Source organism: Candidatus Zixiibacteriota bacterium, from assembly GCA_017999435.1.
Lineage (GTDB): Bacteria > Zixibacteria > MSB-5A5 > GN15 > FEB-12 > JAGNLV01.
In genome coordinates, this window is the sequence record JAGNLV010000003.1 from 494,325 (window position 1) to 517,417 (window position 23,093).

Here is a 23,093-nt window from a genome sequence, read left to right on the forward strand (position 1 = left end):
TCCGCAGGCGGCGGGCGCCTGCTCCGCCGCTACGGTTGAGTCGGTTCGGGGGATGCGGGGGGCGCAGCGGGCGGTTCGGGCGGAGGCGGGGCGGAGTCGCGCGGCGGGAGCGGCGGGGGCTGGAGCGGCTCGGATTTCTTGCCTGTCCGCAGGGCGTTCACAGCCTGGTTGAGTTTCAGCACTTCCTCGCGCGCTTTCTGCGCGAAATCGCTGCCGCTGGAGGCATAGAGGACGGAGCGGGAGACGTTGATGACCGCGGGTTTCTGGAAGTTGTCGGTGCCGTTGACGGCTGCCAGTTCCACCGAGCCCCCCTGCGCGCCGACGCCGGGGATGAGGATCGGCATGTCGCCGGCGGCGCGGCGGATTTCCGCGAGCTGTTCGGGGAGAGTGGCCCCGACGACGAGGCCACAGTTGCGGCTCTTGTTCCAGTACTCGACCTTCTCGGCGACAATCCGGTAGAGGGGCTTGCCGTCGATCTCCAGCATCTGGAAGTCGCGGGCGCCGGTGTTGGAGGTCAGGCAGAGGATGAAGGCGCCTTTGTCTTTGCGCTCGATGAAGGGTCGGAGGGAATCGTACCCCATGTAGGGATTGAGGGTGACCCAGTCGGCGTTATAGCGGTCGTAGAGGGCCTGGGCGTAGTGGGTGGCGGTGTTGCCGATATCGCCGCGCTTGGCGTCGAGAATCACCGGGATTCCCTCGGGGATGCGGTGCATGATCTGCATGAGTAGCGAGACGCCCTCGCCGCCGAGCGATTCGTAGAAGGCGATGTTGGGTTTGTAGGCGCACACGCAGTCGGCGGTCACTTCGAAGATGCGCATGGTGAAATCGAACATAGTCTTGGCCGACTTGCTGTACTCCGGCGGCATCTTCTTCGGGTCCAAGTCGAGCCCGAGGCACACCAGCGAGCGGTTCTTGCTCTGGGCTTTGAGCAGCTTGTCAAGGGCCGTCATCAGTATTTCCTCACCTTTCCCCTCAGTTCATCGATGGAAGAGAGACTCTTGCGCTCCAGGTAGGACGACAGGTCGTCGACGATCCGGAGCGGTGTGTCCGGCTGCACGAAGAGCGCCGTGCCCACCTGGACGGCGACGGCGCCGCAGAGGATGAATTCGACGGCGTCAGCCGCGGTGGCGATGCCGCCGATGGCGATGATCGGCAGCGGGCAGGCGTTGTACACCGCGTCGACCATGGCCAGCGCGACCGGCTTGATGGCCGGTCCGGTCAGCCCCCCCCGGTTGTTGGTCAGGCGGGGACGCCAGGTCTCGATATCGACGGCGGTGCCGATCAGCGAATTGATCAGCGAGAGTGCGTCGGCTCCCCCCTGGGCGGCCGCTTGGGCCAGGGGCACGATGCTCGTCACGTTCGGCGAGAGCTTCACAACGAGCGGGCGCGGAAAGACCCTCTTCACGGCGGTGACGGTCTGTTCGGTCAGGCGCGGGTTGCTGCCGATTTCGATGCCCCCTTCGCTCACGTTGGGGCAGCTGATATTCAGTTCGATCATGTCGACCCGGGGGACATCGGCCAACCGGGCGCAGACCTCGACATACTCCTCGAGCGTGGACCCGGCGACATTGACGATGATCCGGGTGTCCTGCTGCTGGAGAAACGGGATTTTTTCGGCGATGAAGCGGTCGATGCCGACGTTGGCCAGGCCGATGGCGTTGAGCATGCCGGAGGCCGTTTCGGCGGTGCGGGGCGGTTTGTGACCGAGCCGGGGGGCGCGCGTGATCGACTTGGTGACGAGGGCGCCGAGGCGACAGAGGGGGTAGAGCCGCGCGAGTTCCTCGCCGTAGCCGCAGCACCCGGAGGCGGTCATGACGGGGTTGGCGAATTCGACGCCGGCGATTGTGACGCGCAGGTCGGGTTTCACAGGGCGATCTCCCCGATGTCGAAGACCGGCCCCTCGAGGCACACGCGGGCGTGCTCGCCGTTGGTGCGCGGGACGACGCAGCCGAGGCAGACGCCGATTCCGCAGGGCATGGGGGCCTCGAGCGACAGCTCGCCGCGGAGGCGGCGGGCGATCCCGAGGTCGTTGACCGCCTTGAGCATCGGCTCCGGTCCGCAGCCGTACACGAACAGCCCGGCGGCGCCTCGCTCGCGGATCAGATCCTCCAGCGGCTCCGTCACCAGACCCCGGCGGCCGAGGGAACCGTCCTCGGTGGTCGGGTGGAAACGGACGCCAAGGGCGCGGATCCGGTCGCGGCAGAGGATGTCACCGGTCGAGCGGCCGCCGTAGAGAAATTCGATTCGCGCCGGGTCCCACCCGCCCTGCACCAGCCACTCGGCGAGGAACAGCAGGGGGGGAAAGCCGACTCCGCCGGCCACCATCACAACGGTGCTGCCGTCATCGGGCGGGCGGAACGGTTTGCCGAGCGGACCGAGGAGGTTGACCGGGTCGCCGTCGTGCAGCGCGCTCATCAGGCGCGTGCCGCGGCCGAGGACTTTGAAGATGATGTCGATCTCGCCCCGGTCGCCGTTGACGCCCGCGACCGACATGGGGCGGCGAAAGAAGACTTCGCTGCCGGGGAGCCGAACATGGAGGAACTGGCCGGGGCGGCACTCGCCGGCGCGGGGATAGCCCGCCAGAGTCAGCGCGAAGTAGCCGTGGGAGAGGTCGTGTTTGTAGAGAACGTGCGTGTCGACACACGTGGCTTGCATCATCTCAGGTGACTCGGCAAATTGACCGTAAACACATACAGAAACCAGCGGTCGAGCAGCTCCGGCCGGATGAGGCGCATGTCGAACACGGTCGACTCAACGGTTTCCTTGGCGCGAATGTTGATCTCCTGAACATCCGCGAATGTCTTCGGGATAGCTTGCTGAACTTCTCCGGAAAAATCAAGTCGGATTTGAAAGTGGAGCTGTCCTTCCCACCGCGACACATAGGCCTCGCTGGGGTAGACGAACTCCTTGCGGGTCTCGATGATGCCGACGTTGGGGGGGATGTCGACGCAGCGGGAGCCGTCAGGGGCCGTGATAATGGCCAGGTACTTGTCGTCCATGCTGACCGTATCCGACGATTCCCCCTCGGCCATCGTGTCGATGGCGGAGCTGTCGGTGATGTTGAAGCGGCTGCCGGTGATCGTGTCGGCCGGCTGGGCTTTCGGGAGGGTTCGGATAGGCTGGCCGGTGAGTTTGCTTCGGGCGGCCTGGCCCCATTCGGTGCTCGGAAACGAGTCGGCGATGGCCTGGTAGGCCCAGAGGATCGACGAGTCCCCCGGACTCCGGTACGTCTCGGTGAGCCAGATCCCCGCGAACTTGGCCTGGAGGTAGAATTTGGACTCGGGGAAGCGTTCGGTCACGACCTGATAGTTGGCTAGGGCGGAGTCGATGTTTTCGTCGTCGACGGCGAAATTCTCGGCTCGCCGAATGTACCACTCGGCATAACCGGTGTCGGCCTCGGTGCCGGCCAGTCCGAGCAGGCCAAGCGCCTCCGGTACGAAATCCGAATGGGGGTAGCGCCCGAGCATCTCGCGGATGATCGAATCCCCCCGGGCCGAGTCCGGCCCGCTCTGCCAGGCCATTTGGGCCAGGGCGATCATCGCTTTCGGCGCATCGTAGGCGGTCGGGAATGAGTCCACCAGGTACTGCATTTCGGCCATGGCCGAATCCGGCTTGGACAACTGGTACCAGTACAACTCGGCGAGCTGGTACTGGGTGTAGGCGGCGTCGTCGATCTGCGCCTGGGTGGTGGTCGAATCGAGCTTGACGGTGCGGGCGAAGGTCTCCAGTTTGCCGATGTTCGAGGAGAGCTGCAGGGCCTCCTGTCCCCACGAGGAACCCCGGCTGGCGGCCGCCGCCGCGTCATAAAACTCCTTGGCTTTCGCCAGATCGTCGTAATCGTACTGGTAGATCAGACCGAGCGCCAGGTTGGCCTGGGCCTTGTGGTCCCGGTTGGCCGCCTCATCGGACACCAGCCGGTACATCTCCTCGGCTTTGATGAGGTTCCCCTGCCACTCGTAACCGTCGGCCATGGCCAGCCGGAGCGACGACAGGGAGTCAAAGTAGAGATTGTCTTTAGCCAGCGTGCTTAGGTAGTCCTGGCCGACGTCGATCCGCTGCAGGCGGAAAGCGGCCTGGGCGGCGCTGAACATGGCGTGGTAGCGCTCAGGCGGGGCCGGGTCCATACCGAGCACCTGGAGGTAGGCCGCGAGGGCGTCGTTATAGCGGAACTGCGCCATGAGGCCGTCGGCGATGTACCGCTGGGCCACGCGCTTGTCGATATCGGCGCCGAGGGAGTCGCGGATCGCCAGGAAGTACCGGTTGGCGAGCTGGTACCGTCCCTGCTCGAACTGGTACTTGCCGAGCGCCATAGCTGCTTCCGCCTTGAACGAGCGGTCGAGGTCGCTCTCGAAGAGCTCGGCGAACAGGTCCATGGCTTCGGCTACCGCGTCCTGCCTGAGCATGGCCTTGGCCAGGTACAGCTTGGAGTCGCGGGCGTACTGGCCGTCGGGGTAGTTGGCGAGGATTTCGCGGAACCGGCGCTCCGCCTTGGCGAACTGGTTCGTGTAGTAGTAGGACACGCCGAGCACGAACACGGCATCGTCGTAGTACTTCGAGTTAGGGTGATTCTCGACCACTTTCAGGGACTTTTCGATCGCGGTCTGGTAGTCGCCGGTGAGGATCCGCTCGGGCTGACCCGGCTTGGTGTTGCGGCGCTCGCTCTCGGCCTGGTTGAAGGCGCGCTTGGCGTTGTAGAACGTGTTGTAGTAAGCGCCACACCCGGCGGCGAGCAGCAGGAGCACCGGGACGACGACTCGGGCTATCATGGTGCGGAAGTGGTCCATTGTGTGAATCACGCTTGTTTCGGCGCGCCTTGCACCGCGCCCCTTATACAGCCGGGCGGAATAACCGGTTCAGCGCCGCCGCTCAGGCGCGGGCGGTCCGAAAAGCCTCCACCAGGCGGGGGAGGAACTCTCCCGAGGCGGCCGACACGTGCAGGTCGGCCAGGTGCGACAGGGGAGTCCGCTCCGGGTTGACCTCGATGAGAGCCGCGCCGCCGTGTTTGGCCTCCACCGGCAGCAGAGCGGCCGGTTGGACGATCGCCGAGGTCCCCACCGAGAAGAAGACGTCGGCGCGGGCCGATTCTGCAAACGCCCGCTCGATCACGGCTTCGGGAAGCATCTCTCCGAACCAGACGACGTCGGGGCGGATTTTACCCCCGCACCGCGGGCAGGCCGGGATGGCTTCCGGGTCGATGTCGGCGCTGTCGGCGTGGGGTTCCGCGCAGTCCAGGCACTTGTTTCGCCGGATATTGCCGTGGAGTTCAAGCACCTCGCGGGAGCCTGCCTGACGGTGGAGGCCGTCGACATTCTGGGTCACGAGCACGAAAGAATCGAACAGCTCCTGCATGTCGGCGAGGGCGAAGTGGCCCGGGTTCGGCTGGACGCTGCCCAGGACGGTCCGGCGCCAGTTGTACCATTCCCACACGATGGCGGGGTTGGCCAGGAAGGCCTCCATGGTCGCGAGCTCTTCGGGGCGAAATTTCCCCCACAGCCCCTCTTTGCCGCGAAAGGTCGGCACCCCCGACTCGGCCGAGATGCCCGCTCCGGTGAGCACGACACACCGTCGGCTCCCGCGCATGATCCTGACGATTTCGTCAATCACCACGGGAAGATACGGTTCGGGGGCGGAAAATCAAACGGAATAAGGGGCCGGGCGGGGTCAGTCCAGCCGGGGGCGGTGCGCCGAAGCCTCCGCGAGCCCCCCCGCCGCCAGGCGCAGCGACAAGACGGTCGGCTGCTCAGTCAGGCGGAGCCGGTACACCGCCACGACCGTGGTCCCCTGGTACACGCGCTCGAATCCCTGCTCCGACTGGGAAACGGTCCAGATCGGCAGACGCCAGATCTCGCAGGGCCGGTCGGAGACGATCCCCACCTGGAGGCGGCGGCAGCCGTCGGCGAGCAGGACCGTGCGCACCTCCCGATGGACGGCGGCGCCGTCGAGATAGCTGTCCGGCAGCCGCACGCCATCGATGAGGACATAGCGGTCCTCGGCGTGCCCGGCCTGGAAGGTCCAGTTGTTTTCGATTCCGAAGACCACCTCGGCGGACCGCCCGGCCCCGCAGCGGAGGGTGTAGTCGACGGCGATATCTTCCTGCGTCTCCGAGAAGACGAACCGTTTGGCCAGCCGCAACGGGATGACGCCGTCAGGTCGCCACAGGTGCCCGTCGCGGGCGAACGCCACGCTCCGGTCCGCGGGATCGAGGGCGATGTCGAACGGTTCGATGATGAAGTCCCCCTCCTCGCCGAACCGGTTGGAGCGGAAGCGGTCGAAATCGACGTCGGCGGTGAAGAAGTGGTCGATGAAGCACCGTTTGAGGTACCAGTCTTCGGTGAGGAGGGCGTTGAGGCCCGGTTCCCGGGCGAGGATCCGGTCGTGGATGGAGCGGGTGCGATGCCCGGCGCCGCCGAGGGGGGCCTCGTCAACCCGGAGGTGGTAGGCCTCGCGGCGGCGGGTCAAGGTGTCGGTGACGTCGAAATCGTGGCGCCGCAGGGCGAGCTGGACGAGCGTCGCGCCGCGCCGCGGGCGGAAGACGGCGGTGAAGGCGCCGGTTTCGACAACCACGTCATCGCAGCCGTCGGCGTCATAGTCCCGCCGTTCCATGCGCACGCCCGAGGCTCCCTCCCGTTCGGCCGCCATGCGGTCGGCGGCGATGAGAGCGGCGTGGACCGCCTGGCGGATGTGCGGCAGGTAGAGCCCGCCGAACACACCGTGCCAGTAGGGGCAGTTGCACTGCCCGGCGTAGAGGCGGTCGCGCGCCGCCGCGAGCGCGGGGATCAGGTCGGGGCGCTCCTTTTCGAGACGGGCGAGGCGGGCGGAAACGGCGAGCATGCGCTTGTGGAGGAGGTTGGCCTCTTCGTACTTGGTGAGAAAGCCGCGCCAGTGGCCGCCAGCGACGAACGGCTCGACGCGGTCGAATTCGCCGGCCGCGGCGAGGCGCTTGTCGAACTGCTCGAGAGCCAGCCCGGCAGCCACCGGCAGCGCCCAGCGGTCCATTTCGGCGTACGATCCGCTGGGCAGGTAAACGCGGCCGACCGGCGCCAGCCGCGCCGCCGCCCCGAGCGGCACCACCTCGAGCCAGTCGCGGTTCTTCTCCAGGGCCTCGAAAAAGTTCTGGATCCAACCGTTGGCGTAGCAGTGCTCAAACGTCTGAGGCCAGGCGCCGAACTTCTCGCCGTCATCGGCATACACGGCGACCCCGCTCGGGTTGCGGTCGGCCGCCCGTTTAAGGCAGTCGACGATCTCCTCGGGCTTGCCGAACGGCACGAGATAGCGGAGGCGCTTGCGGATCGGCAGGAGCACGAGCGCGTACCCCTCGTGCTCGGTCACGTAGGGTCCGTGAAGATCGGCCGGGTCGAGACCGGCGCGAAGGAAGTGGGTATCGTCGATGGCCAGAAACCGCACGCCCGCCCGGGCGAGCGGGCGCGGCAGGTGCGGTTCCCAGACCCGCTCGGCCAGCCAGAAGCCGGCCGGCCGGGTCTCGAAATGCTCCTCGAGGTAGTCGGTCAAAAGTTCGATCTGTCCGCGGATGTCCCGTTCGGGGATGGCGGCGAGGATGGGTTCGTAGAAGCCGCCGGTCAGCAGTTCCACCTGCCCGCGGTCGACGAGGTCGCCGACGAGGCGGAAGAACTCGGGGTGGGCCCGCTTCTGCCACTGCCAGAGGATGCCCGACTGGTGGAGCGAGAGCCGGATGTGGGGGCTGCGCGCGACGGCTTCGAGAAAGGGCAGGTAGGCCTTGCGGTGCGCCTCGTCGAAGACGGCCTGGAAGTTGCCGATCGGCTGGTGATTGTGGATGCCGAGGGCCAGCTTAAAGGTGCCCATCCCGTCTAGAATATCTCCACTTTCAGATCGAGATACTTGCGCGGATTCGCCCGGATGTCTTTGACCAGATCATCGATGTTGTCGGCCGTCGAGCGCAGATCGTCGTACAGGCGGCGGTCCTGCAGGAGCAGCTGCGCGGTGCCGTCGGGATTGTTGAGCATGTCGGCGAACTGGCGGGCCGCGCCGGCCAGGGTGTCGAGCCGGTAGGTGAACTCCTCGAGGCGCGCGGAGGTGCGGTTGACGGTGGCCAGGGTCGAGTCCACCTGATCGGCGTTGCGGGTGACGAGCTCATTGAGGCGGCCCGCGGCGCTCTGGAAGTTGCGGATAGCCGAATTGAGGCCGCTCTGGTTGGCGTCGAGAAATTCGGCCATCGATCCGGAGACGTCCTCCAGATTGCGGACCGTCTGATTGAGCGCCTCCAGGGTCGAGTCGGAGCCGAGGTTGCGGCGGAACGACCCGACGAGGTTGCGCACCTCGATCACCATCTCCCCCAGCTCTCCCATGACTTCCGGCAGCCCGGTATCGTATTCGCCGACCGCCACGGAATCGAAGTCGAAGGGCGCGCCCTCTTTCCCCGGCGTGATCGCGATGAACCGCTCGCCCATAACGCCCATGTTGCGGATAATGAAGCGGGCGTCGCGGTGGAGGACGACGTCGCGATAGAGCAGGATCTTCACGAGCACACCGTCGTCGACCAGATCAAGCCGGTCGACCTTGCCCCGGTGGACGCCGGAGACGGTGACGCGGTCGCCGACCGAGAGGGTGCCGACGTCATCGAAGAGCACCTGGATCACCTGGGCGTTCCGCTCCAGTTTGTAGCCCTGGAGCCAGTAGAGGGAGGCGCCCAGGACGACCAGGCCGATGAGGATAATCACGCCGACGCGGAATTCGATGTTTTTTGCCGCCATACCGGTTTCCTGCTATCTCTCTCTGTATCGGCCCCGGAGGGGGATTCGTTTATCGCGCCGGTCCCTCAGGGGAGGGAGGCCGCGATGGCCAGGTAATTCTCGTACCGGAGGGCGTGGATCTTCTCGGCCGCCACCGCCTTTTTGACCGCGCAGCCCGGCTCGTGGGTGTGGGAGCAGGGCTGGTAGCGGCACTCGCCGGCGAACGGTTCGAATTCGTGGTACATGCCGCGGAGGTCGTCCGGGGTGATCTCCCACAGCCCGAGGACGCGCAGCCCGGGCGAGTCGACCACAAATCCGCCGGTGGGCAGTTCGCACATTTCGATCGTGGTCGTCGTGTGCCGGCCGCGGCGGGTGATCGGAGAGACCTGGCCGACGCGCAGGCGAAGGCCCGGCACAAAGGCGTTCAGAAGCGTCGTCTTCCCCACGCCCGAATGTCCCGCGAAGAGGGTCCGGTGGCCGCGGAGCGCCTCGCACAGCTCGCCCAGGCCGGTTCCGGCGAGCCCCGAGACGAGAAAAACCCCGCAGCCGAGCGACCGGTAGACCGCCACCACGTCATCGAGTCCGGGGGGCGGCTCGAGATCGACCTTGTTGATCACGACCAGCGGTTCGAGTCCGCCGAGACGGGCGGCGATGAGGAAGCGGTCGATCAGGCCGGGCCTGAGCGGCGGGGCCTGGATCGACACGACCGCCGCGAGGCGGTCGAGATTGGCGGCCAGGACCTGTTTTTTGGTTTCCCGGCCTTTGGCCGGCCGGACAAAGGCGGTCCGGCGGGGGAGTACCTCGTCAATCGCCCCGCCGCCGGGAGAGACGCGCGTGATCACGACGTCATCGCCGACCGCGACCGGCGTCTCATGCTCCGTCTGGTGCTTGACTTTGCGGCGGACTTCACAGAGCACGCGCGCACCGTCCGCCGCGCACACCTCAAAGAGCCGCCCGCGGGTGGCCACCACGATACCCTTTTCCCGTTCCGTCATACGTCGCCGTAAAGGTATGCCCGAACGCGGAGCGTATCAAGCGATTTTGTCCCGCGACCGCCGACCGGGTTGACCCGCGCGCCCGCGCAGTGTATCGTGGTGGAACGAAAGGATGCGGTCACGATGTCCGGTTCGGAATGGTCATACGATCAGGTCCTGCGGGGGGATCCGCGTGCTTGCGCGGCGCGACCGTGGGATGCCGTCATCATCGGGGCCGGTCCGGCCGGGTCGGTCTGCGCGCGCCAGTTGGCGCACTCCGGCCACAACGTGCTGGTCATCGACAAAGAACGGTTTCCCCGCCACAAAGTGTGCGGCGACCTGCTCGTGCCGGACGCGCTGGCGATGCTCCGCCGGGTGGATCTCCACGCCCGCATCGCGGCGCTCGCCCATGCGAGCCGGACCATCGAGGTCGCCAGCCCCTCGGGGATCCGCTTCGCCGTCCCCGGCGAGTATCTCGCGCTGAGCCGGAAGCGCCTCGACTACGAGCTCTGCCGCCACGCGGCAGCGGCGGGGGCGCACGTCCTGGCGGGCAACGCCGCCGGGGTGGAGCCGGCGGCCGGGGACGGCCTGGTGCGCGTGCATCTCTCGGGCGTCGCCGAACCAATCACCGCCCGTTTCGCGGCGGTTGCGACCGGGGCGGTGGTCGACCTCGCCCAGCGCATCGGCCTGGTCACCGATCCGGAACCGAGCGCGATCGCGCTGCGCTGCTATGTCCGTTCGCCCCGCCGCCGCGATGACACGATCATCTCGTACGACGAGTCCATCCTCCCCGGCTACGGCTGGATCGTGCCGCTGGGCGAAGATCACGGCCATCCGGGCGCCTTCCTGTACAACGTCGGGTGCGGGACGATGTACCGCCACGTGCGTGACGGACGGCACATGCTGAAGCGGACGCTGCACCGGTTTATGGAGCGGTTTCCTCCCGCGCGCGAGATCATGGCCGGGGCGGAGATCGTCTCCCCCATCGCCGGCGCCGCTCTCCGCTGCGGGCTGCGCGGGCTCGCAACCGCCCATTGCGGCAACGTGCTGGCGATCGGCGAAACGATCGGGGCGACCTACCCGTTTACCGGGGAGGGAATCGGCAAGGCGATGGAAACGGGGTCGCTGGCCGCGGAGACGCTGCACGAGGCGCTCGCCGCCGATGATCCGTCCCTCCTCGGCCGGTTCAGCGAACGCCTCCGCGAGCTCCGTCCCCGCTACCGCGGATACGCCGTCGCGGAGCGTTACCTGGGGCGGCGGCGGCTGAACGACTATGTGGCGCGCCGCATCACGCGAAGCCGCTACCTGCAGCGGCAGGTGGAGGCGTTCATGGCCGAGACGGAAAGCCCGCGGCGGCTGTTCCACCCGCTGAGCATCATTCTCTCCTACTTCTGCTGAGAGGCGCGGCCCGGCGGCCGCCGCGGTTCAGGCGGAGCGGGCGGGTCGGCGGGCGAGCAGTCCAGCCAGCGCCAGAGCGCCGAAGCCGGCCCCGGTGTAAAACGTCGCCGCGGCGCCGAAACGCGCCCACATGAGCCCGGCGACGACGCTGGCGGGCAGCATGGCCAGTCCGCTGATGAGGTTGAAGAAGCCGAAGGCGGTGCCGCGCAGAGTAGCGGGAGCGGTATCGGCGACCATGCGGGCGAGCAGCCCCTGGGTCAGCCCCATGTGCAGCCCCCAGAGAGTCACCCCGACCAGGACCAGCCTCCATCCGGACCCGGCGGCGAGGACGAGATCGGCCGCGATCAGCACGACCAGGCCGGCGGCCAGCAGGGCGGTGTGGCTGAGCCGGTCGGAGAGCCTCCCGAACGGGTAGGCGGTCAACGCGTAAGCGGCGTTCATCACTACCATCACCAGCGGCACGAGCGCGATCGCCATTCCCGCCTGCTGCGCCCGGAGCACGAGAAAAGCTTCGGAGAAGCGGGCAAGGGTGAAGACGGCCCCGATAGCCGCTACCCACCAATAGGCGGGGCCGAGGAGGCGGAGATTGTCGCGGCGAATGGGGTTGGTGCGGCGCCCCGCGGGGGGGCGGCCGGGTTCGCGGAGACCGAGGGCGAGCAGGACGACGGCCGCCGCGCCGGGGATTACGGCCAGGCCGAACACGGCGCGGAAGTTGTCGTGCCACAAAAGCATCAGCCCGACCGCCGCCAGCGGGCCGAGAAAGGCCCCGACGGTGTCGAGCGACTGGCGGAGACCGAAGGCCGCTCCGCGCAGGGCCGGGGGCGTGATGTCCGCCACCAGCGCATCGCGCGGCGCCCCCCGGATCCCTTTGCCGACGCGGTCCGCCAGACGCGCCGCCAGCACCACGCCTGCGTGCGGCGCCAGGGCGAAAAGCGGCTTGGTCAGCGCCCCCAGTCCGTAGCCGAGGAGCGCGAGGGCTTTCCGTTTGCCCAGGTAGTCGCTCACTATGCCGGAGAAGACCCTGACGATGAGCGCGGTGGCCTCGGCCAGACCCTCGATCAGGCCGACAGCGATCACGCCCGCGCCCAGCACGGTGGTGAGAAACAGCGGCAGCAGCCCATGGATCATCTCCGAGGAGACGTCCATAAGCATGCTCACAAAGCCGAGGACCCATACCCCGGGGGGGATTCTCGGGACGGCCGGGCGGTCGGTTGGCGCAGTCATACAGGGTTTTTCGGGGCGGCGCCGCCGGCGCGCGGCCGGGTCGGCGGTGCGCCGCCGCCCCGACAGGATAGCGGCCCGGCGGCGGGCCGGTCAACGACGAAGTGCGGGGGCCGGGGGGCGCTTTATCTTGCTCCCGCGTCCGCCGGGGCGTATGCTCCAGCAAGACGATTGCCCCGGAAGGGCCCATGTATTATTGTATAAGGTTAAGGTAAACCCGAAGCGGCGAATGCAGGTATGGCGAATTTGCTGACCAGGATTTTCGGCTCCAAACACGACCGCGACATCAAGAAGATCGCCCCGCTGGTGGCCGAGATCAACGAGCACTACGAGAGACTCTCTGTGCTGACCGAGGAGGAGCTGACGGGCAAGACGGCGGAGTTCCGGCAGCGGCTGGCCGAGGGGGCGACGCTCGACGACCTCTTGCCCGAGGCCTTCGCGGTCGTCAAGGAGGCCTGCCGCCGCCACGTCGGGAAGACCCTGGAGGTGGTCGGCCTGCCGGTCGAATGGAACATGGTCCCGTTCGACGTGCAGTTGATCGGCGGCATCGTGCTCCACCAGGGGAAGATCGCGGAGATGGCGACGGGGGAAGGGAAGACGCTGGTGGCGACCCTGCCGACCTATCTTAACGCGCTGGCCGGCAAAGGCGTGCACATCGTCACGGTCAACGACTACCTCGCCCGCCGAGACTCCGAGTGGATGGGGTGGATTTACACGTACCTTGGGCTGACGGTGGGGTGCATTCAGAACCAGATGACCAACGCGGAACGCCGCACCCAGTACCTCTGCGACATCACCTTCGGCACCGCCAATGAATTCGGCTTCGACTACCTCCGCGATAACATGGCGCAGCGGGTGGAGGACCGGGTGCACCGGAATTTCGGCTACGCGATCATCGACGAGGTTGACTCGATCCTGATCGACGAGGCGCGCACGCCGCTGATCATCTCCGGGCAGGTCGAGACCACGACTGTCCACGACCGCTACCGGGAGATGCTGGCGACAGTGGAGACGCTGGTGCGCAAGCAGACGCGCCTGATCAACGACATGGTGGCCGAGGCGGAGGAGATCCTGGCCGCCGAGGACGGGGATCATTTCCAGGCGGGCACTCTCCTGCTGGCCGCCCGGCGGGGCGCGCCGAAGAACAAGCGCCTGCTCAAGGTGGAGAAAGAGCCGGGGGTGGCCAAGCTCATCACCGACGTCGAGTCCGCCTACATGCGCGACAAGAAACTGCACGAGATCGACGACCGGCTCTATTTCTTCATCGACGAACGCGAGCACACGATCGCCTTGACCGACCTCGGCACCGCCCAACTGACGAAGGAAGAGCAGAATCTGTTCGAGCTGCCCGACCTGTCGAGTATGCTGTCGGAGATCGAGGGGGATCAGTCGCTGGCGCCAGAGGAGCGGCAGAAGCGGATCGACGCCGCCTACGCGGTCCACGCCGAGCGGTCCGAGAAAGTGCACGCGATCAACCAACTGCTCCGTGCGTACTCGCTGTACGAGAAGGACGTCGAGTACGTGCTGCAGGACGGCAAAGTGATGATCGTCGACCAGTTCACGGGGCGCATCCTGTCGGGGCGGCGGTACTCCGACGGCCTCCACCAGGCGATCGAGGCCAAGGAGGGCGTCAAGATCGAGGCGGAGACGCAGACGCTTGCGACCATCACGCTTCAGAATTATTTCCGCATGTATGAGAAGCTCGCGGGCATGACCGGGACGGCCGAGACCGAGGCGGCCGAGTTCTGGGACATCTACAAGCTCGATGTGACCGTGATCCCGACCAACAAGCCGGTGATCCGTAAAGACATGGACGATCAGATTTTCCGGACGCGTCGGGAGAAGTACAACGCGATCATCGAGGAGATCCAGACCCAATACAACGCGGGCCGGCCGGCCCTGGTCGGCACGACCTCGGTGGAAGTGTCGGAGACGCTTTCGCGGATGTTGAAGCGGACGGGGATCCCGCACAACGTGTTGAACGCCAAACAGCACCAGCGGGAGGCCGAGATTGTCGCCCAGGCCGGGCAGCGGAGCGCGGTGACGATTGCCACCAACATGGCCGGCCGCGGCACCGACATCCGCCTCGGCCCGGGCGTGGTCGAACTGGGCGGCCTCCACATTATCGGCACCGAACGGCACGAGGCCCGCCGCATCGACCGCCAGCTCCGCGGCCGCGCCGGCCGCCAGGGCGACCCCGGATCCTCGCTGTTTTTCCTCTCGCTCGAAGACGACCTCATGCGGCTGTTCGGCGGCGACCGCCTCGGCGCGATCATGGACCGCCTCGGCGTACAGGAGGGGGAAGTGATCACCCACGGGATGGTCACGCGGGCGATCGAGCGCGCCCAGAAGAAGGTCGAGGCCCAGAATTTCGCCATCCGCAAACACACGCTGGAGTACGACGACGTCATGAACGTCCAGCGCAAGTGGATCTACGAGCGCCGCCTCGCCGCGCTCGAGCGGCCGTCCATTCAGGAGGAAGTGGTCGAGCTCATCGAGGGGGTGCTCGACGATCTTCTGGCGGAATACGCCCCGGAGAAGGATCACCCCGAAGAGTGGAACTGGACCGGCCTGCGCGACAAGCTGCGCGAGATCTACCTGCTCAATTTCGAGGTCAGAACGGACGACATCGCCGAGTTCACCCAGGCGAAACTCCGCGAACAGCTCCTCGGGGCGGTGATGGCGTTCTACCGGCAGAAGGAGGCCGCCTACGGCCCGGAGATCATGCGGCAGCTGGAGCGGTACGCGGTGCTGTCGACGATCGACCGCCACTGGCGCGACCATCTGGCCGAGATGGACGAGCTGCGCACGGGGATCGGGCTGCGCGCCTACCACCAGGGGATGGGCAAACCGATCGACATCTACAAGCGCGAGGCTTTCAAGATGTTCGAGGACATGGTGGTGCGGATCGACCGCGAGGCCGTCAACCTCGTGTACAAGCTGCGGGTGAACATCCCCGAGCAGTCGCGCACCGACCGCCGGCGGGTCCCGCAGAATCTTCAGACCAGCCATGCCGACGCCACCAACATGGGACTGGGCGGCGGGCGCGCTCCGGGAGAACCGGTGGGCGCGGGAATGCGCGGCGCCGGTCCGACCGGGGCGGGTGCCGGCCCGGCCGGCATGGCCCCGCACGAGCGGGACCCGATGGCGGAGGCCTCGCAAGCCGGGCGCCAGGCACGCACGATCAAGCGGGAGATGCCGAAAGTCGGGCGCAACGATCCCTGCCCATGCGGATCGGGCAAGAAGTACAAGAAGTGCCACGGCGCCGGGGAGGCGTGAGGGCGAAAACCGCCCGCAGCCGCCCCCGGCGGGCGCGCACGCCCCGCGCGGCTGGCTCCCGCGCCGCGGGGACGAAGGCGCTCACCGTGTCCCGGCTTCTTTTCGCTCCGGCGCGGCGCCGGCCGCCCGCAGACGGCGCGTCACGGCGTGGCGCCGGCTGTAGGTGAAGTAGATCACAAAACCGACCGCCAGCCAGCCGAACAGCCGCAGCCAGTTCTCCACCGGGAGCGAAAACATCAGCAGCACACAACTCCCGATCCCGAGCAGCGGGACCAGCGGGAACAGAGGAGCGCGGAAGGGCCGCTCGGCGTGCGGATTCGTGTAGCGCATGATGAGGACCGCCGCACACACGATCACGAAGGCGAGGAGAGTTCCGATATTCACGAGCTCCGCGAGGATGCGCAGGGGGAGCGCGGCGGCCATCACCGACACGAAGATCCCGGTGAGAATGGTCGACTTCCACGGCGTGCGGAATTTCGGATGCACGGCGCCGAAGAACGACGGCGGCACCATGCCGTCCCGCGCCATCGCTAGCATCACCCGGGGCTGGCTGAGCATCATCACCAGCAGCACTGAAGTGATGCCGGCAACCGCGCCGAGCGAGATCAGGAACTGCGCCCAGGGCAGGCCGATCTGCCGAAAAGCATCCGACACGGGCGCCTCGATGTTGATCCGGTCGTAGGGGACCATGCCGGTGAGGACGGCGGCCACGGCGAGGTAGAGCACGGTGCAAATGATGAGCGAGGCGATGATTCCGATGGGAACGTCGCGGTTGGGCCGCTTGGCCTCCTCGGCGTGGGTGGAGACGGAGTCGAAGCCGATGTAGGCGAAGAAGATCATGGCGGCCCCCGAGAGCATGCCGAGCGGCGCGCCCCCGGCGTCGGCCTGGCCCGAGACGAGGTTACCGAAAAAACTGATGCCGGTGTATCCGTACGGCGCGAACGGTCGCCAGTGATCGGGATTGATGAAGAAGGCGCCCACGGCGATGACGAACAGGACGATCGCCACCTTGACGGCCACCAGCGCGGCATTGAACCCGGCGCTCTCCCGGATCCCCTTCACCAGCACGAACGTGATCAGACAGGCGACAACGACCGCCGGCAGGTCGATCACCGCGCCGGTCGAGACGAGGTGTCCCACGCCGGGATCGTAGTCGAAGGGAGCGGTGGACAGCGCGTAGGGCAATTTGAGGCCGAATATTCCCAGGAAATCCTGAAAGTACTTGGACCACCCGTGGGCCACCGTGGCCGAACTGACGGTGTACTCGAGAACGAGGTCCCACCCGATGATCCAGGCCGGGAGTTCCCCCAGGGTGGCGTAGGCATAGGTGTAGGCGGAGCCGGCGATCGGCACCATCGAGGCGAACTCGGCGTAGCAGAGGGCGGCGAAGACGCAGGCGAGGCCGGCCACCATGAAGGAGAGCATGAGGGCGGGGCCGGCCTTGTCATGGGCGACCTGCCCGACCAGGACGAAAATCCCGGTGCCGATGATCGCCCCGACCCCGAGGCTGGTCAGCCGCACCGGACCGAGGATGCGCCGGAGCCGGTTCTCCCCTTTCATCTCCTCCAGGCACAGGGCGAGCGGTTTCTTGGCGAACAAGGGATTGGCCATGGGTCTGCCTCCGGATTGTCGTGTCGGTCAATTTCCGTTGTCCGTCCCCGGTACCCGCCGCGGGCCATGGCCGCCGGCCGGGCACGAACCCTGCATTTTTCGAAAGTGCGAATTTGAGGAAACCCTGTCAAGAAATTCCGCCCGCGCGCCGCCGGCCTAGTCCCCGAACCCGGCCGAGAGACTCCCCTGGATGATCCAGTAGGAGGCGTCCCAGGCGCCCGCGGTCGGCCGCGAGTCCTCGTCCGCGTACGAATCGTAGGTGATCGTGTGGTACTCGGCGCTCACGGTGAAGGCGTACCAGCGGTAGAGTTTCAGAAACTCGATCCCGAACAACTCCTTCTCCCCGCCGTCGAACTGCACGCCGAGGTCGCCGAAATACTCCGATGTTCCCCGGCCGTAGAGAAGGTAGATCCCCATGGACTTGTCCCGCAGCCAGGTGAAGGCGGGGTTAATTTTGAGCAGCCACTCCCAGGAATCGACATTCGCCTCCACCTCGACGCGATCGGTCGAGGCCGTGCTCGCCGTGCCCAGGTCATAGTAGAACTTGTGGCCGAACCCTTTTTCCACGCGATACTCCGCCTGGGCGATGTTTCTGTAACCGCAGCGCACGAGGTAGGCGAAGTCGACCCCCGCGTTGGTCAGCTTGAAGGACTCATGGAACTCGTCGCTCAACCGGCGTTCAATGTCGCCGGAGCTGAAGACAGCCAGCCCGCCGCCGACCCCGGCGTGGAGGAAGAACTGCTCGGGGTAGGCGGGTGCAGGGGGTTCCGCCTGCGCGCGCGGCGGGGTGGGCGGCGGCTGCGCCGCGGCCGCAGGGGCCAGCAGCAGCACCGCCGGCGCGGCCAGCACGGCCATGGCGGCCCCGAGACGACCCTTCCGGAAACACGGCATCATAGGCACTTCCCTTCACAACTGAGGCCGGCCGCTCCATGCGGCCGCCCGGAATATAGCTCACGCCGACAGCCCCGTCCAGCAGATCATCGCCCGGCGCAATTGACAACGGCCGGGGCGGGGCGCTATAATCGGGAGTCCGCGGCCGGGTCGCCGGCCCGGACGGGAGAGGTTATCATGGACGGGGTCAAGAAGATCGTCATTGTTTCCGACGGCACGGGGCGTACGGCCAAGCGGCTCATGGACGCGGTTCTCTCGCAGTATGCCCAGGCCGAGGTGGGGTTCCGCCTCGAGGGCACGTTTCAGAATGTCCGCAACCGCAAGGCGGTCGACAAGGTGCTGGCAGAGATCTCCAACGAGTACCTGGTGATCTACTCGTTTATCTCCCCGGACATCCACAAGTACTTCCACCGCAGGCTGGCCGAGCGCGACATCCTCCACATCAACGTCCTCGACCCGATGCTCAAGACGATGCGCAAGTTTCTCGGCGTCCACCCCGACTACCGCCCGGGCATCCTCCACCGCATCGACGACCGGTACTACAAGAAGGTCGATGCGATCGGGTTCACGGTCGAGCACGACGACGGCCGGGGGGCGATGATCGGGGACGCCGACCTTGTCCTGGTCGGCCTGTCGCGCACGTGCAAGACGCCCATTTCGATGTACCTGGCCTGCAACCACGGGCTGAAAGTGGCCAACATCCCGATCGTGCCGGGGGTGACGACCGAGCTGGCGCTCAAGCACCACCTCGGCCACCTTCCCCGCGAGCGGATTGTCGGGCTCCTGATGGACCCCGACATCCTCTCCCACGTGCGGGAGGAACGCCTGGAGCTGCTCGCCCGCACCGACAGCGCCGTGGCCGAACTGAGCGACTACGTGGATGTGCGGGTGATTCGCCGGGACTACCGCTGGTGCCGGGAGCTGTTCGAGCGGAACGGGTGGCGGACGGTCGACGTGACCCGCCGGGCGATCGAGGAGGTGGCGGTGGAGATTCTCGACGAACTGGGGATCCCGCGGGAGGAGTGACCGCGGGCTATTCCAGCTGCCCGAACACTTCCGACAGGTACTGGTTCAAGTCACCGGCGATCATGGCGCGCGAGGTGCGGGCATCGGCGGCGAAATCCCCCGCCATGCCGTGCACGTACACGCCGCACACGGCGGCCGACAGCGGCCCCATGCCCTGGGCGAGAAACGAGCCGATCGCCCCCGTCAATACGTCGCCCGTCCCGCCGCAGGCCATGCCTTCGTTGCCGGTGGGGTTGAGGAAACACGAACCGTTGGGCGCGGCCACCAAAGTCGGGCTCCCCTTGAGCACGAGCACCGCTCTGAGTTCTTTCGCCCATTTCCGCACGAGCGCCATCCGGTCGTGAATCCCGGCCGGGACCGTCTCCCCGGTGAGGCGGGCGAACTCGCCCGGATGCGGGGTCAGCACGAGCGCGGCGCCCCCCTCCCGCCCGGCGAGCAGAGCGGCGTGGCCGGCGAACGCGTTGATGCCGTCGGCATCGATCACCGCCGGTTTGGTCAGACCAGCCGTGAAGCGCCGCACGAGTTCGAAGGTTTCGCGGTGGCGGCCGATTCCCGGTCCCACGGCGACCGCGTCATGGTCCTCGGCCAGACGGCGCACTTCGCCGAGGCCACGCAGAGCGAGCGCCCCCCGCTTGGCCACGTCGGGCAGGGGGTGCGAGGTCGCCTCGGCGATGAGCGCGGCGATGATCGGGAGCACGCTCCGGGGGCAGCCGATCTTGACCAGCCCGCAGCCGCAGCGGTAGGCGGCCGTCCCGGCCAGGGCCGCCGCGCCGGTCATGCCGAGCGAGCCGGCCACGATCAGGAGCCGGCCGAATGTCCCCTTGTGCCCGTCGGGCGGGCGGTCGGGCAGCCATTGGCGCACCATGCCGAGAGTGATCAGGTCGGAGCGGAGGTCGAATTTCGCCAGCACTTCATCGGGCACCCCGATCGGCACCACCGCCACCGCGCCGGCCAGTTCGCGCCCGGGCGACACGTAGAGCCCGTACTTGGGAAGGGCCAGCGGGAAAGTGTAGTGGGCCTGTACGACCGCCCCCTCCCCCTCGCCCGTGTCGGCGTTGAGGCCCGAGGGCATGTCGACAGCGATGACGGTCCGGTCCTCGTGGCGGTTGATGTACTCGATCAGCTCTCCCGCCAGACCGCGCGGCGCCCCGGAGAACCCGGTGCCGAAAACGGCGTCGACAATGAAGTCATCGGGCAGCGTCTCCGGGAGCGCCTCGACCGCCGTCACCTCGGTCATCGGGAATCCGAGCTCTTTGGCGCGTTCGAAGTTGAGGCGGCAGTCCTCCGACATCTGCTCGGGCGGGCCCAGGTAGTAGACGGCGACCTGGGCGCCCATGCCGGCGAGGTGCCGGGCGACCACGAAACCGTCGCCGCCGTTGTTCCCCTTTCCGCAGACGACCGCGACTTTGGCGCCGCGGACTTTGGGGATGACGGCGACGGCGAGGCGTTCGGCGATCCCCCGCCCGGCGTTCTCCATGAGGACGGGACCGGGGATGCCGTGGACCTCGATCGTTTCCCGGTCGATCGCGCGCATCTGTTCGGCGGTGACGAGTTTCATCGGCCCGGCCGTTTCCGTTTCCGCCCGGCCGCGGCGTTGGCCGCCGCGCCCCCGCACACGGCGGGGCGGTCGAGCGCATATTTGATTGCTTCAATCGCCGCGGAGAAATACTTAAACCGGATCGCCTTCTTGATCTCCGGCGGGATCTCGGCGATGTCTTTGCGGTTGTCCTCCGGCAGGATGACCTCCTCGATGCCGGCGCGGTACGCGGCGAGCAGCTTTTCTTTCAGCCCGCCGATCGGCATGAGCTGGCCGCGGAGCGTGATCTCGCCGGTCATGGCCAAGCACGGTTTCACGGGACGGGCGGCGAAGAGCGACGCGAGGGCGACTGCCATCGTGATCCCCGCCGAGGGGCCGTCTTTGGGCGTGGCGCCGGCGGGCACGTGGATGTGGAGGGCGCGCTTCTCGAACACGGTCGGATCGATTCCGAGGGTTTCGGCGTTCGAGCGCACGTAGGAGAGCGCGGCCTGGGCCGATTCTTTCATGACCTCGCCGAGCTGGCCGGTCAGCGTGAACGACTCCTTGCCGACCATCGAGGTCGCCTCGATGAAGAGCAGTTCGCCGCCGACCGAGGTGTAGGCGAGTCCCGGCACGACGCCGATCTGCCCCTTGCGCATGAGCACTTCGCGGGTGAAGCGCTGCGGACCGAGGAGTTTGGGGATTTCCTTGCCGGTGACGACGACTTTCGCAGAGTCTCCCTGGGCGACCTTTCGCGCCGCCTTGCGGGCCACCGCCGCGATCTCGCGCTCGAGATTGCGCAGCCCGGCCTCGCGCGTGTATCCCTCGATGATGGCGGTGACCGCCGAATCCTCGACCACCAGTTGGTCCCCGGTCAGCCCGTGGTTCTCGAGTTGTTTGGGGATCAGGTGCCGGCGGGCGATCTGGAGTTTCTCGATGTCGGTGTAGCCGGGAATGCGGATCACCTCCATACGGTCGCGCAGAACGGCGGGGATGGGCTCGAGCCAGTTGGCGGTCGTGATGAACATCACCCGGGACAGGTTGAACGGCACCTCGAGATAGTGGTCGGAGAAGGTGTCGTTCTGCTCGGGGTCGAGGACCTCGAGGAGGGCCGAGGAGGGGTCGCCGCGGAAATCGGCGCCGAGCTTGTCGATTTCGTCGAGCATGATCACCGGGTTGTTGCTGCCGGCGCGGCGGATCGACTGGATGATCCGGCCGGGCATGGCGCCGATATAGGTGCGCCGGTGCCCGCGGATCTCGGCCTCGTCGCGCATGCCCCCGAGCGAGACGCGCATGAACTCGCGTCCGATGGCGCGGGCGATCGACCGCCCGAGCGAGGTCTTCCCCACCCCCGGCGGCCCGACAAAACAGAGGATCGGCCCCTTGATGTCGGCTTTCAGTTTGCGTACGGCGAGGTATTCGAGGATGCGGTCCTTCACCGTCGCCAGATCATAGTGGTCGTCGTCGAGTACTTTCTTCGCCCGCCGCAGATCGAGCCGGTCCTCGGTCGACTTGCTCCACGGCATCGACACCAGCCAGTCGAGGTAAGTGCGCGAGACGGTGTACTCGGCCGACGAGGGGTTCATGTGGCGGAGCCGGTCGACCTCTTTGCGGGCCGCCTGGGCCGCCACCTCGGGCATGTGCGCCTCGGCGATCTTTCTCTCGAACTCCTCGATTTCCGAGGTCTCCTCCCCCTGTCCGAGCTCGCGCTGGATCGCTTTCATCTGTTCGCGGAGGATGTAGTCCCGCTGCGATTTGCCGAGCTCGCTCGCCGCCTGCGCCTGGATCTTCTGCGAGAGCTGCAGCACCTCGACCTCCTTGTTGATCGCCTGGTGCAGCTTCTGCAGCCGCCTCAGCACTTCCGTCTCCTCGAGAAACTCCTGCTTCTGCCGGATCGGGATGTTGAGATTGGAGGCGATGAAGTCGGCCAGTTTCGAGGGCGAGTCCTGGTTGATCGCCGAGACGTGAAACTCCTCGGTCAGGTAGGGGGCGAGCTCCACGAGCTGCTGGACGCGTCCGAGGATGCTGCGCTGGAGGGCATCGATCTTGATCCCGTCGTCGATCTGCTCGCGGAGTTCCTCGACCTCCGCCATGAGGTAGCGTTCGGTGTGGGTGAAGCGGACGATGCGGAGGCGGGCGAGACCCTGGATGAGAAACCGCACCGTGCCGTCCGGGAACCGCAGCATCTTGAGAATGCTTCCGGAGCAGCCGGTGTGGTAGAGATCGTCGGGGCCGGGGTGTTCCTGTTCGGCGTCCTTCTGGAGGAAGAGCCCGATCCGCGAGCCGCGCATGAGGGCCTCGTCGACGAGGCGGGCCTGCTCGGCATCCTGTATCATCAGCGGCACCACGAGGTACGGATAGACGATGGTGCCTTTCAGCGGGAGAATGGGCAGGATGCGCGGGCCGGCCGCCTGCTTCGCCTCATCCGGAGTCTGCGGTTGGTCGGTCGTCATGGTCACAATACCTCAT

General features: G+C 66.9%; 16 protein-coding genes. 3 read left to right on the forward strand and 13 right to left on the reverse strand.

The window, feature by feature from the left end; translation table 11 throughout:
* Positions 1-29 precede the first annotated feature (29 nt).
* The 8 genes from pyrF to rsgA all read right to left on the reverse strand — a co-directional run bounded on the left by pyrF (position 30) and on the right by rsgA (position 9,703).
* Entirely contained in the window at positions 30-950 is a 921-nt protein-coding gene (gene pyrF, locus KA261_10145) for an orotidine-5'-phosphate decarboxylase (GenBank protein MBP7698159.1), read from the reverse strand.
* A complete protein-coding gene (locus KA261_10150; GenBank protein MBP7698160.1) occupies positions 950-1,813 on the reverse strand; it encodes a dihydroorotate dehydrogenase in 864 nt (287 codons plus the stop codon). The genes pyrF and KA261_10150 overlap by 1 nt, the downstream gene beginning before the upstream one ends.
* Before the next feature lie 50 nt (positions 1,814-1,863).
* Positions 1,864-2,658, reverse strand: a complete 795-nt coding sequence (locus KA261_10155) for a dihydroorotate dehydrogenase electron transfer subunit (GenBank protein MBP7698161.1) — start codon at positions 2,656-2,658, stop codon at positions 1,864-1,866.
* Positions 2,655-4,796, reverse strand: a complete 2,142-nt coding sequence (locus tag KA261_10160; GenBank protein ID MBP7698162.1) for a tetratricopeptide repeat protein — start codon at positions 4,794-4,796, stop codon at positions 2,655-2,657. The genes KA261_10155 and KA261_10160 overlap by 4 nt, the downstream gene beginning before the upstream one ends.
* A gap of 70 nt (positions 4,797-4,866) precedes the next feature.
* Entirely contained in the window at positions 4,867-5,580 is a 714-nt protein-coding gene (locus KA261_10165; protein MBP7698163.1) for an NAD-dependent deacylase, read from the reverse strand.
* Positions 5,581-5,661: 81 nt separating this feature from the next.
* Positions 5,662-7,821, reverse strand: coding sequence for a DUF1926 domain-containing protein (locus KA261_10170; GenBank protein ID MBP7698164.1), 2,160 nt, complete (start codon positions 7,819-7,821; stop codon positions 5,662-5,664).
* Positions 7,822-7,826: 5 nt separating this feature from the next.
* Positions 7,827-8,729, reverse strand: coding sequence for an MCE family protein (locus tag KA261_10175; GenBank protein MBP7698165.1), 903 nt, complete (start codon positions 8,727-8,729; stop codon positions 7,827-7,829).
* A 65-nt stretch (positions 8,730-8,794) separates the two neighbouring features.
* Entirely contained in the window at positions 8,795-9,703 is a 909-nt protein-coding gene (gene rsgA / locus KA261_10180; protein MBP7698166.1) for a ribosome small subunit-dependent GTPase A, read from the reverse strand.
* A gap of 123 nt (positions 9,704-9,826) precedes the next feature.
* On the opposite strand from rsgA, the gene KA261_10185 reads away from it, so the two are divergent.
* Positions 9,827-11,080, forward strand: a complete 1,254-nt coding sequence (locus tag KA261_10185) for an NAD(P)/FAD-dependent oxidoreductase (protein MBP7698167.1) — start codon at positions 9,827-9,829, stop codon at positions 11,078-11,080.
* A 27-nt stretch (positions 11,081-11,107) separates the two neighbouring features.
* On the opposite strand, the gene KA261_10190 is transcribed toward KA261_10185, so the two are convergent.
* Positions 11,108-12,304, reverse strand: coding sequence for an MFS transporter (locus KA261_10190; GenBank protein ID MBP7698168.1), 1,197 nt, complete (start codon positions 12,302-12,304; stop codon positions 11,108-11,110).
* A 234-nt stretch (positions 12,305-12,538) separates the two neighbouring features.
* On the opposite strand from KA261_10190, the gene secA reads away from it, so the two are divergent.
* Positions 12,539-15,580 (forward strand): preprotein translocase subunit SecA, encoded by a 3,042-nt coding sequence (secA, locus tag KA261_10195; GenBank protein MBP7698169.1) that lies wholly within the window; start codon positions 12,539-12,541, stop codon positions 15,578-15,580.
* Positions 15,581-15,661: 81 nt separating this feature from the next.
* On the opposite strand, the gene KA261_10200 is transcribed toward secA, so the two are convergent.
* Complete coding sequence (locus KA261_10200) at positions 15,662-17,191, reverse strand: amino acid permease (protein MBP7698170.1); 1,530 nt, start codon at positions 17,189-17,191, stop codon at positions 15,662-15,664.
* A gap of 156 nt (positions 17,192-17,347) precedes the next feature.
* Positions 17,348-18,085 (reverse strand): hypothetical protein, encoded by a 738-nt coding sequence (locus KA261_10205; protein ID MBP7698171.1) that lies wholly within the window; start codon positions 18,083-18,085, stop codon positions 17,348-17,350.
* Between the two features lie 174 nt (positions 18,086-18,259).
* Here KA261_10205 and KA261_10210 point away from each other — a divergent pair, with 174 nt between their 5' ends.
* Positions 18,260-19,108, forward strand: coding sequence for a kinase/pyrophosphorylase (locus tag KA261_10210; GenBank protein ID MBP7698172.1), 849 nt, complete (start codon positions 18,260-18,262; stop codon positions 19,106-19,108).
* Positions 19,109-19,115: 7 nt separating this feature from the next.
* On the opposite strand, the gene KA261_10215 is transcribed toward KA261_10210, so the two are convergent.
* Together KA261_10215 and lon are read right to left on the reverse strand one after the other, a co-directional pair.
* On the reverse strand, positions 19,116-20,666 hold the full coding sequence (locus tag KA261_10215; GenBank protein ID MBP7698173.1) for an NAD(P)H-hydrate dehydratase: 1,551 nt from the start codon (positions 20,664-20,666) through the stop codon (positions 19,116-19,118).
* On the reverse strand, positions 20,663-23,077 hold the full coding sequence (gene lon / locus KA261_10220; GenBank protein ID MBP7698174.1) for an endopeptidase La: 2,415 nt from the start codon (positions 23,075-23,077) through the stop codon (positions 20,663-20,665). Before lon ends, KA261_10215 begins: the two co-directional genes overlap by 4 nt.
* Positions 23,078-23,093 lie beyond the last annotated feature (16 nt).